This is a genomic window from Niallia sp. WK069_GA_01, from assembly GCF_983173855.1.
Genome location: NZ_OZ470138.1, coordinates 987782 through 999543 on the forward strand (window position 1 = coordinate 987782; position 11762 = coordinate 999543).

The following is an 11762-nucleotide window of genomic DNA, read 5'->3' on the forward strand; positions in this document are numbered from 1 at the left end:
ACATTAAATGGGTCTATTATCTTGATATGTTTAAGTTGGTTGATAATAAGTGTATAATATAAAATGGTATTTTTATGGAATGATAAAAAATAAAAGTGTAACAGAAAGACGGTGTTAAAGATTGTCTAATACTTACAATAAATCCAGTTTTGAAAAACAAAATAATATAAACTACAATAGTGATGGATACTTTATCTTTAATAAAAAAGCAAGTATCTTTAATGTTTTAAAAAAGAAAAAAAACAGAGCAGTAACGGTGGTAACACCTGTTTATAATGCAGAAAAATATTTAACAAAAACGATTGATTCGGTCGTCAATCAAACATTAAATTTTAGTGAGATTGAATACATTTTAGTAGATGACGGTTCTACTGATATGTCTCGCCCGATGCTGTTAGAGTATGCGAAGAAGTATGCGAATATTGTTGTTGTGTTTTTAGAGAAAAATACCGGGACACCTGCACAGCCAAGGAATTTAGGAATTGAATTAGCTACCTCTCCTTACATTACGTTTTTAGATGCAGATGACTGGTTGGAGCAAGATGGATTAGAAGCATTGTATCAAATATTAGAAGAGTCTAAAGATGATTACGTAGTAGGGAAAACAATTCAAGTAGAATCTAAATCAAGCAAAATTGTTGGAGAACATGAATCATGTATGGAAAGAAGAGGAGTTCTTGCCACTTCTATTCCTCATATTTTTCAACATTTAGGACCACGTTCAAGAATGATGAAAACAAGTTTATTAAAGGATAATAATATAAGATATCCAGAAATGAAATATGCGGAAGATAAACAGTTTTTTATTGATGTATTAACTAATGCTAAAACAATATCAACTACACAGAAAACGATTTATTATTTGAATAGATTAGATGATAATGATGCTTCCTTAACAAAACAAACATCTATTATGCAAAAAATGGATACGAATATTAAGGTTATTAATTACGTAAAAAGTAAAAAATTAGATGTGAAAACAGAAAAAATGATTTTAAATCGTTTATATGAATTTGATTGCATCACAAGATTTTTTAATAGACAGCATTTTTTCAAAAGTAAAGATAAACAAGCTTATTTTGATAAATTTAATGAAGTGGTTGAGACAACAAAAGATCTAGATTATTCTATTGATGATCAATTTTTTCATCCTATCAATAAGGTGATTTATCATATGTTCTTAAATGGAGAACTGGATAAAATTGCTCCTTTGTTTATGTGGGATAAAAAAGAAAAAGTCAAGAAAATTGAAGTGATCGATGATTTACCTTATATGGTTACGCCGTTTGAGGAAAATATGCATATACGTGTGTCAATGGCAGGTTTTTATAAAGAGGGAATATTTGAAGAGAATCAGTATAAATTGAATTTTTCCGTGTATGGTGATTTTATATCTGAGGTGAATGATTTGATTCTCCGTGATAGAAATGATCCGGAAAATCAATATTCATTTGAAGTTACCCAAAAAGATGATCATCTTTTTGAGTTGGTTATTCCAATGTCTGTATTAAGTGAGTTCAAAAAAGCAGGATATGCGATTTTCCTTCGATATAATGATTATCAAAAAATCAGCTTAATACGTGTGGAAAATAATCAAAAAATATTCAAAAAAAGAACGTACCAATTTTATTCTACTATTAATTCTAATTTAGGGTTTACCATTAAATGATTTATCGATAGTCAACACGAAAAAGGAGTAGGCAGAAAAACTGCCTACTCCTCTTTTATCCAATTTAATAATAAATCTACTGTATTAGAACTGGAATGTCCATCTGAATATTCGTTCCACTCTTGATGAAATTTCTTCATTTTATCTTTATCTATATGTAGAGATTGACTGTTGATAATATTAATGATTTCAGCTGTATTTGCCACGATTGGGCCAGGAACAAGCTCGGTATACTCTTCCCAAAATCCTCTTGAAGCTGTATATTCTGCTAAATCATAAGGAAAAAAGATCATCGGTTTCTCTAAAAAGGAGAATTCAAACGGAATAGATGAATAATCAGTGATTAAGTAATCCGTTATTAATAATAATTCATTTAAATTTGCAAGGTTCGTTAAGTCATATACAAAACCCTGGTAGTTATCCAAGTTTAGTGTATTGGTTATATGGGGATGAAGTTTTAATACGAGACAATACTCTTCTTGCAGCGTTTCCTTCATTAAGGAAAGATCTAACGGGAGAGTATAGCCTGTTTCACCATCCCTGTATGTAGGTGCGTATAAAATTATTTTTTTATGCTTTAATTGTGGATAAACAGCATAAAGTTGTTCTTGAATTACTTTTTTTGTATCGGTATGAAAAAAAAGATCGGTTCTGGGAATCCCTAATGGGAGCATTTGATCTGGACTCGCCCCAAAGGCTTCCTGAAAGATAATCGACATTTTTTCTGAACCAGTTAAAATATAATGGAATTGCTTGTATACTTTTTGAAATCGAATTTTTGCAGCATTTGACCTTGTTTTAATGGAAGGATCCTTCCGGCCAAATTGTTTAATGGCACCTGCTGCATGCCAAATTTGCAGGCATTTTACATTTTTTTTGAATGATATTTTTGATAAAAATCCATAATAATTATCGACGACTACTACTTTAGCAGTTGCAAGATGGTAGATGCCTGTAAAAAAAGAAAACCATTTAACTGGGGAAAATAATAAAACAATATCCCTACTTTGTTTATGATTAATTAAATTACTAAAAGTTCGCTTTTCTGTTAGAAAAATACATTTAATGTCAGGTTGTTGTTTTTTTAATTCTTTATAAAGATAGAGATTATTTTCAGCAAAAGAGACGCAAAAAACTATTTTCTTTTGCTGTGGAAATAGTTTTGCTATCCTGAACAGAAAAGAAAATAGTAATAAATAAGAAGAAATGGCTAGTTCTCTAGCCATTTACTTTAAAAAGATCTTTTTTAATTTGCGAAGTGGAAATTCCAACTGTACGAGGTAAATAAATAACTTCACAATGATCCTTTAAGAAGTCGAATTTTCCTTCCCAGTCGTCTCCCATAACAAATATATCAATATCATTATCAACTACGTCTCTTACTTTTTGATCCCAATCATTTTCAGGTATTACTTTATCTACATAGCGAATGGCTTCCAATATCATTTTGCGATTATCATAACTATGGTAGGCTTCTTTATTTTTAATGGCATTAAATTCGTCAGTAGAAATAGCAACCGTTAAATGGTCGCCTAATTCTTTAGCACGTTTCAAAATATTAATATGGCCCCAGTGCAATAAATCGAAGGTTCCATAAGTAATTACTTTTTTCATTTTTTTCCTCCAGAAAAATAATGTATTCGAATAAAGAAATCAAGCTGATTTTGTGCACATTGATTATATTTGTTTGTATATAATAGGTGTATATTCATTATACTTTCCTAATTATTTTATTTTAAAACTTTTATTTGCTTCTGACAAGTATTAGTATACACGGATAGTGCAATTGTATGAAGATTCGACATACAAAACTCAAAGGATACCTTGTTCTTCCACTCTAAATGAGCTTTTTTGTATTGTCGAGAACTTCGCTTTTCATAGAAAGGCGAGCGCGTCGGAGCGATGGATGAAAGCTTTCTACTTGTAGTCAGAAAAAATAATGACCGGATCTTAAGGTGTTTTCTCGGAATATTTGCCAATAAGTACTACATAATAAGAAGCATTTATGTGTAGTCTAAATATAGACAATTATCGAAGAAAACTTTAGAATATAGGTAGAAGAGGAATTTTTTGGAGGTAGTTATGACAAGAGTAAGAAAAGCTATTATACCTGCTGCTGGATTAGGAACAAGATTTTTGCCTGCAACAAAAGCAATGCCAAAAGAAATGCTGCCGATTGTTGATAAACCAACCATACAATATATTGTAGAAGAAGCAATTGCTTCTGGGATTGAAGATATCATTATTGTAACCGGAAAAGGCAAAAGAGCAATTGAAGATCATTTTGATCATGCTTGGGAATTGGAAGAAAATCTTGTTAGTAAAGAGAAATTTGAATTATTAGAAAAAGTCAAGGAATCATCTAATGTAGATATTCATTATATACGACAAAAAGAACCAAAAGGACTTGGTCATGCTGTATGGTGTGCACGCAAGTTTATTGGTGATGAACCTTTTGCTGTTTTATTAGGCGATGATATTGTGGATAACGATAAAAAGCCATGCTTAGGGCAGTTAATTCATGAGTATGAACAGACATTATCATCTGTTATTGGTGTTCAAGTGGTTCCAGATTCTGAAACACATCGATACGGTATTGTAGATCCTATTGAAGATTATGGAAATAGACGCTACCAAGTCAAACAGTTTGTTGAGAAGCCTGCACAAGGAACTGCGCCATCAAACTTGGCGATTATTGGACGATATATTTTCACACCAGAAATCTTTAAATATCTAAAAGAGCAGGAAGTTGGAGCTGGCGGAGAAATACAGCTAACAGATGCGATTGAAAAACTAAATAAAATTCAACGAGTATTTGCATACGAATTTGAAGGAAATCGTTATGATGTAGGCGAACAATTTGGTTTTATTCAAACAACGATTGAATTAGCGTTAAAACGCGATGATATTCGAGATTCTTTGAAACCATATTTAATAGAACTGGCTAAATCTCTTTCAGAAAAAACAGTTAAATAATAGATAATTTTGATGCTCTATACACGTTGATGTATAGAGTTTTTTTATTGTAAAAAAGAGAGGATTTTAGCTAAATATGCTATTTTTTGTTAATAATTTTGTAGAAATTTAGTGAAAATAGGAAGAAATGTCTAGTTTTTTTCTAGAAACTAGCTTAACATTTGTACTAGATTCTTCGATAATAGAAAAGAAGAGATATATTTTTGGGGGTGTAACAAATCAATAAAGAAAGTAATGCCAAGAAGTTTATTAATATTTTAATGCTTGTTATCTGTTTTTATTTTTTATTTTCTATAAATGATAGAGCAAGTGCACAAGGTCAATGGTCAGGAAGTTTTTATAATAACAAGCAATTATCAGGGAAAGCTGTTGTAAGTTCGTCTGAAGCAATTAAATTTAATTGGGGAAATCAAGCACCAATTAAAAATATTAACGCAAATAATTTTTCTGCAAAATTTGAAAAAAGCATCGATGTGAACGAGCAGAAAGATTATTTCTTAAGTGCGTTTGCTGATGATGGAATTAGAATGTTTGTAGATAACCAAGTGCAAATAAATAGCTGGAGCAATTCAGGAGGAAAGTATTTTACAAAGGCTTTGCCTAATTTAGAGACAGGCTCCCATACTGTTCGCAGTGAATATTATGAGAATACAGGTAATGCATCCTTGTTTTCTGAAATTCTGCCTTTTAATAGTTGGATAGGCTATTATTTTAATAATACAAGTTTAAAAGGTGCTCCACAAGATTCGTTAATATGGAATGAAAATAACGGTAAATTATCTTTTAATCATGGTAACAAAAGTCCTGGTGCTAAAAATATTGGGAAAGATAATTATTCAGTTAAGTTATCTACTTATAAACGATTACCTGCAGGTGATTATGTTATTCAAACGAATGTTGACGATTCTTTAAAAATTTATATAGATGGAAAAAAAATCATCGATCAACCGAAAAAAGGTTCAAATTCTATTAAAATTAAAATAGCGGATACAAAGACTGCTAAAGAAATACATGAAATCCGACTGGAATATGTAGAGAAAACAGGTAAAAGTTTTCTCGATTTTACCATTAAACCATTTCAAGAGGAATTATCATATGATCATTGGGTATCTTCCTATTATAATAATCAAAATTTAGCAGGACTAGCAAATGTAGTTGGAGGAAATAGCGCTGCTGAGAAGCAAAATGGTTTATTTTTTAACTGGGACTACTCTAGTCCGCATGCAAAAATAAATAATGACAATTTTTCAGCATCCTATTATAAGCTGTTAAAGCAAAATGATTATTTTGTACATGCGATTGCCGATGATGGAGCAAAAGCTAGCATCAATGGACAAAGCCTTTTCAGCAGATGGTCTGGTTCTGGGGGCAAGGAAAATAAAGCTTTAATAACAGGTTTAACCAATGATGATAATACAATTCAGTTCGACTATTTGGAGAAAACAAAAAAAGCATTCTTCACAGCAGATGCAGTTCCTTTTGGAAACTGGCTGGCTTATTATTATCCAAATACGACATTAACTGGCAAGCCTAAAACAAAAACAATTATCAGCGGAAATGAAAATGGAAATCTTTCTTTTGATTTAGGATATGGTGCACCAATAGAAGGTATTGCTACTAATAATTATTCTGCAAAATTTATGACGGCGATGAGATTACCAGCAGGTAAATACATGATTCAAAACGTTGCAGATGACGGTGTGAAAGTATATGTTGACGATAAATTGGTCATCAACAGATGGGGAAAAGGAAACTCTATTGAGAACAAATTACTACTAAATATTGAAGACCGCAATAATGAGGAAAATGATAAAAAAGATGTTCACTGGATCCGAATAGAATATTTAGAGAAAACAGGAAAATCTAAATTGAATTTTACGATTAAACCTATTAATGATTTAATTTCTTCTACAGATTGGTTAGGCATGTCGTTTCCAACTAGCAATCTATCAGGAGATGGATCTGTATTTCAGACAAATAGTATTCATTACAACTGGGGGAAAGAAGCAGGATTCGCCAACACAGGAAAAGACGGGTTTTCGGCTTCCTTTATTAAAAATATATCTGGGGTAAATGATTATTTTGTTTATACATTTGCAGATGATGGAATTAAAGTAAAAGTGGACGATAAAGAGCTTATTTCAAGATGGAAAAATTCAGGTGGACGCTTAAATAGTGCACTTATTAAAAACTTAAGCGATGAAGATCACAAAGTGCAAGTTGATTATTTTGAAAATACGGGCAAGGCTACATTAGCGGCAGATGTGCTGCCACTGGGAGATTGGCTTGCTTACTATTATAATAATAAAGAATTAACTGGTCATCCTGCAGCAGTCCGAACTTTTAGTACGGATAATAGCATGACATTGGAACAAGACTTTGGCTACAATGCACCTGCTGATGGAATTAATAGCGATATGTTCTCCGCAAAATATGTAACGGCTAAAAGAATAGAAGCAGGAGAATATATTTTAAGAGGCTTGTCTGATGATGGGGTGCAAGTATTAATTGATGGTAAAGTAGTTATTGATCAATGGAAAAATGGCAAATATCGTGAAAAAGCAACAAAAATAAAAATAGACGATAATAATAATGATAATATTCACTGGGTGGAAGTTCGTTATTATGATAATACGAAAGCAGCTAAATTTAAGTTATCACTTGCAAAATATGAAGAAGGAAATGAAGTCGATTCTTCAGGATGGCTTGCTCAATATTATGCCGGCAAGATTGATGTAGACAATCCTCCAACTTACAATGTATATGATGCGCATAAATCTATTATTGTTGGTGGGAAAAATTCGTATAACAAGGTAACAGATATTCAATACAATTGGCAGAATGGATCACCAGATAGTGCTATACCAAATGATCAATTTACGGCCATATATAAAAAAGTGATTCAGGTCAGTGAAAATACAAACTATAATTTTGCGATTACAGCTGACGATGGAGTTATTTTGGAAATTGACGGTAATAGAGTGATTGATTCATGGAATAATAGTGAGGGAGAAAGACGCGAACTTTTAGGACATTATTTAACAAAAGGCGATCATACCATTGTTTTGAAATACTATGAAGATACGGGAAATGCCTTCCTTCAGTTTGAAATGAACAAATCAAAGGATGTTTTTTCTAACTATTTTTATTTAAATAAAACACTGGATCAACATGTAGATAATCAAATGGTCTTAAACCCTCAAACAGATAAAAATTATCAAGCCTACATTATGGAAGACGCTGTAACATTATTAAGTAATGGTACACAGGCAGTTGTTAAGACTGCTGAAAATGGAAAGAGCGGAAAATGGAATGTTCGTGGAGGTCCTAGTGTAGACTTTTGGAGTATTGGAACATTAACAACGAACGATAAAATAGATATAATTTCAAAAACGGAGAAAGATAGTTTCGGTAAAAGTTGGTATGAGATCAACTATTCGAGATACTATGTTCCATCTAAGTATTTGGAAGGTGTTCCACTTACGTATAAGACGGCTTATCATACATGGGTAAATGCAAGTCCTTATGATGTTAAGTATTATTTGGATCCGAATAATTTTATCAATGATGCAAAGCAAAGGCTGCAGTTTTTAGATTTGTCTAGCAGCGCTAATCTAAGTGATTCAGAAGTGAATGAGAAGATTTTATGGAACAAAAACATATTCATCGGCAAAGCAGAAGCGTTTTTGCAAGCTGGTGAGATATACGGTGTTAATGAAATCTATTTAATTTCACATGCTATGCTGGAAACAGGAAATGGGAAATCACAATTGGCAACAGGGGTTCTTGTATCAAAAGTAGATGGAAAAGATGTAGAACCAAAAATGGTCTACAATATGTATGGAATTGGAGCTTATGATAGTTCTCCTCTTCAAAGTGGCTCTGAGTATGCCTACAAAGAAGGCTGGTTTACGCCTGAACAGGCTATTATTGGCGGAGCAAAATTTATAGGGGAAAAATACATTAATAATCCAACCTATAAACAAAATACTTTATATGAAATGCGCTGGAATCCTAATCTGTCTGATATAGTGCAATATGGTAGAGTTAGTTCACACCAGTATGCAACAGATATTGGCTGGGCAAGCAAGCAGGTAAGTACTATGTATAATATGTACAGTTTATTAAGTTCTTATCGCATGCAATTAGATTTACCTGCCTTTAAATAAGTAGAAGAGCTGACGCAAATGTTGTATGACAACTTTTGCTGTCAGCTTTTTTAACGTGCTGAATCTGAAAATTGGGTGTTTGGTAAACTGAATGTTGGCATTTTCCTTTTTGTGTAGTTGTGATTAAATTGAGTTTTCTTTTTCTAGATGGCATGTTTAAAAAAGAAATTTTCGCGAAAGATTAAAGTAAGAAGAGTATTTTTAGGAGAAGGCTACCCTGAAAAGAGGGTTTGGTGCTCTCGAATAGTCCGCAGTCAAAATACACTTAGCTTTCCATGGGGCGAGCGGTGAGTCTCCTCGGAATAAACTCCTGCGGGGCCTCACCTGTCTCGCAAATCCCATAGGAGTCTTCTACGTGTATTCTGACTGCTCCCTGCTAATAAATTTAAGAAACCTGCTTCTGTTCATGGGCCATGGTGCCAAATTTGTTTGCATGGGTGTCTACCCTGAAAAAAGGATTTGGCTCTCTCAATGTGTCCGCAGTCAGAATACACTTCGCTTTCCATAGTGGTCTTCGTGTATTCTACTGCTCCTTGCTTTAAACATGGAACAGATGGAATCCATAGGTAGGTTTGAAAGTGATTTGAAAAAAATAGAATGTTTGGCAAGGGTTGATATTTAGTTTGAAATACTTTTAAGTAACCGATATAATGTTTGATAGATTCAAAAAGCTGATAAGAAAGAAAATAGTTTACATGCAGCAAGTTCGTATAGCGATGAGCAAGGCGCTTGCGCTTTTCTTATGAGGTGAGAGGAGTAACAGAATGAGTGAATCTGGATTTGTACATAAACAAATACAAAAGATTGCCATTGATAATAATCAATTATATATAAAATTTTGTTTTAAACATGCTCTATTAGAAGGTCAACAAGCATCATTGGATTTCTTGCAAAGAAATACGGGGCGGCCAATAAAGTATCCGTTTGAACAAGTAGCTGTGCAGGAAGACTACGGGATGTATGAAACTACTATTCCTTTAAAAGAAAGTGATAACATTTTTAATCAAAAAGCAGTTTGGGATTTGTATGTGTCGCTTGAGTCTTCAGAAGAGGAAGAGGAAGAGGCACAAAAATATCGTTTAAAAAGTAATGGCGCAGAATTAGAATTATATTTTTGTTTATTTCCTAAAGAGGAAACGATGTTTTTTCCATATACAACGAATAAAGGAAATCTTTCTTTTAAAACAACCAAACAAAAAATAATTGCCAATATAGAAGAGGCCTATTTATCAAAAGAAGGTTCTATTCGTATTTCTGGGTATGGTCTAGATCCTGCTTGGGGAAGCAATGTACCCGTTAATCAAGTGAAGAATTTAATTATTACAAATAATTTAAATGAAGAGCAGCATAAGGTATTGTTAGAATCGAATACACGAAATGATTTAACGGAAATGTATGGTACAAGCAATCATGATTTTGATTTAATCGGCTTTGAAGGTACTATTGATTTAAGCAAGTACTTAAATAATGATCCGTTAATCTATTATCGTTTTTATTTAGAAATAATCTATATAGTTAACGGTGAGACAAAAAGGTTGCTTAGTCCACGCCTAAAGTTTCAATCTTATAATCCTAAATATAGAAAACAAAAAGTAATTGTACCTAGTATGTATGGAAAGAAAAGATATTTTCTTAAATCAACGGTTAAAAAGCAATTTTTATCGATAAGAATATCAGATTATAACGTGAAGCAAGAGCTGAAATCGAGAATTAAAGGAAAGCTACAAAGAATGAAACGAAGCAAGAAGGCAAAACTGTTATATAAAGTAGCATTTAAAGTGTTAGGTAAATTGCCTTCTAAAAAAAATACAGTTGTTTTTGAGAGCTTTTTAGGAAAACAATATAGCTGTAATCCAAGAGCGATATATGAGTATATTAAGGAAAATCATCCAGAGTATAGGCTTTATTGGAGTGTAGATAAACGGTTTATCCAAAATTTTGAAAACAGAGGGATTGATATTGTGCCAAGATTCTCTGTTCGCTGGTTGCTGACGATGTCTAGAGCGCAGTATTGGGTAAGCAACAGCCGCTTGCCATTATGGATACCAAAACCAAAGAATACAACATATTTGCAAACATGGCATGGCACACCGTTGAAAAGGCTTGCTGCTGATATGGATGAAGTGCATATGCCTGGTACGAATACGGAGAAATATAAAAGAAATTTCTTAAAGGAATCCAGCAATTGGGATTATTTAATTTCTCCTAATAACTATTCAAGTGAAATCTTCGCTCGTGCATTTGGATTTACGAAAACAATGATTGAGTCAGGTTATCCACGAAACGATGCATTGTTTAATGATAATACAAAGGAAAACATAACGGCTTTAAAGGAAAAATTCGGTTTGCCATTAGAGAAAAAAATTATCTTATATGCTCCTACATGGAGAGATGATCAATTTTATGGTAAAGGCAAATATAAATTTGATTTAGAGTTAGATTTAAAAAGATTAAAAGAAGAATTAGGCGATGAGTATATTATTGTGCTAAGAATGCATTATTTAGTGGCAGAAAATCTCGATCTGACACCATATAGTGGATTTGCCTACGATTTTTCTAATTATGAAGATATTAGAGAACTATATCTAATCTCAGACTTGTTGATAACAGACTACTCTTCTGTATTTTTTGATTATGGAAATTTGAGACGACCTATGATCTTTTTTGTTTATGATATCGACAGTTATCGAGATAAACTACGTGGTTTCTATTTTGATTTTGAGAAAATGGCTCCTGGTCCCCTTGCGAAAACAAACGATGAAGTAATTGATTATATTAAACAAGCTAGCACAATGCCGTTAAATGATCAGTTCGATCAATTTTATAATATGTTTTGTTATTTAGAAGATGGGGAAGCTTCTAAAAGGGTAGTAGAGGAAGTATTTTTGAAATAAATAGGTGTGTGAATTTTTATTAGAGTAGCCTATTGATATTCAATAGGCTAAAGG

General features: G+C 32.5%; 6 protein-coding genes. 4 read left to right on the plus strand and 2 right to left on the minus strand.

The genetic code is table 11. The annotated features are described in order from the left end of the window. Positions 1–121 precede the first annotated feature (121 nt). Entirely contained in the window at positions 122–1669 is a 1548-nt protein-coding gene (locus AC5LWL_RS04755) for a glycosyltransferase family 2 protein (protein ID WP_493433251.1), read from the plus strand. 44 nt (positions 1670–1713) lie between these two features. On the opposite strand, the gene AC5LWL_RS04760 is transcribed toward AC5LWL_RS04755, so the two are convergent. Further along, the gene (locus AC5LWL_RS04760; RefSeq protein ID WP_493433252.1) at positions 1714–2895 is read right to left on the minus strand and encodes a CDP-glycerol glycerophosphotransferase family protein; all 1182 of its coding nucleotides are present in this window, start codon (positions 2893–2895) and stop codon (positions 1714–1716) included. Next, positions 2888–3283 carry a glycerol-3-phosphate cytidylyltransferase gene (gene tagD, locus AC5LWL_RS04765; RefSeq protein ID WP_493433253.1) on the minus strand — a complete coding sequence of 132 codons (396 nt, stop codon included), beginning with the start codon at positions 3281–3283 and terminating at the stop codon, positions 2888–2890. Before tagD ends, AC5LWL_RS04760 begins: the two co-directional genes overlap by 8 nt. A 468-nt stretch (positions 3284–3751) precedes the next feature. Here tagD and galU point away from each other — a divergent pair, with 468 nt between their 5' ends. From galU to AC5LWL_RS04780, 3 genes are all read left to right on the plus strand, one after another. Beyond that, positions 3752–4645 (plus strand): UTP--glucose-1-phosphate uridylyltransferase GalU, encoded by an 894-nt coding sequence (gene galU, locus AC5LWL_RS04770; protein WP_493433254.1) that lies wholly within the window; start codon positions 3752–3754, stop codon positions 4643–4645. A 260-nt stretch (positions 4646–4905) separates the two neighbouring features. After that, positions 4906–8814: a PA14 domain-containing protein gene (locus AC5LWL_RS04775; protein WP_493433255.1), complete on the plus strand. Its 3909-nt coding sequence runs from the start codon at positions 4906–4908 to the stop codon at positions 8812–8814. Between the two features lie 764 nt (positions 8815–9578). Continuing rightward, a complete protein-coding gene (locus tag AC5LWL_RS04780) occupies positions 9579–11708 on the plus strand; it encodes a CDP-glycerol glycerophosphotransferase family protein (protein WP_493433256.1) in 2130 nt (709 codons plus the stop codon). Positions 11709–11762: the final 54 nt, after the last annotated feature.

Bases quoted from the DNA above. Each gene is read 5' to 3' on its own strand.
- tagD (WP_493433253.1), bottom strand. From the start codon at position 3,283: ATGAAAAAAGTAATTACTTATGGAACCTTCGATTTATTGCACTGGGGC.
- AC5LWL_RS04760 (WP_493433252.1), bottom strand. From the start codon at position 2,895: ATGGCTAGAGAACTAGCCATTTCTTCTTATTTATTACTATTTTCTTTT.
- AC5LWL_RS04780 (WP_493433256.1), top strand. From the start codon at position 9,579: ATGAGTGAATCTGGATTTGTACATAAACAAATACAAAAGATTGCCATT.
- galU (WP_493433254.1), top strand. From the start codon at position 3,752: ATGACAAGAGTAAGAAAAGCTATTATACCTGCTGCTGGATTAGGAACA.
- AC5LWL_RS04775 (WP_493433255.1), top strand. From the start codon at position 4,906: ATGCTTGTTATCTGTTTTTATTTTTTATTTTCTATAAATGATAGAGCA.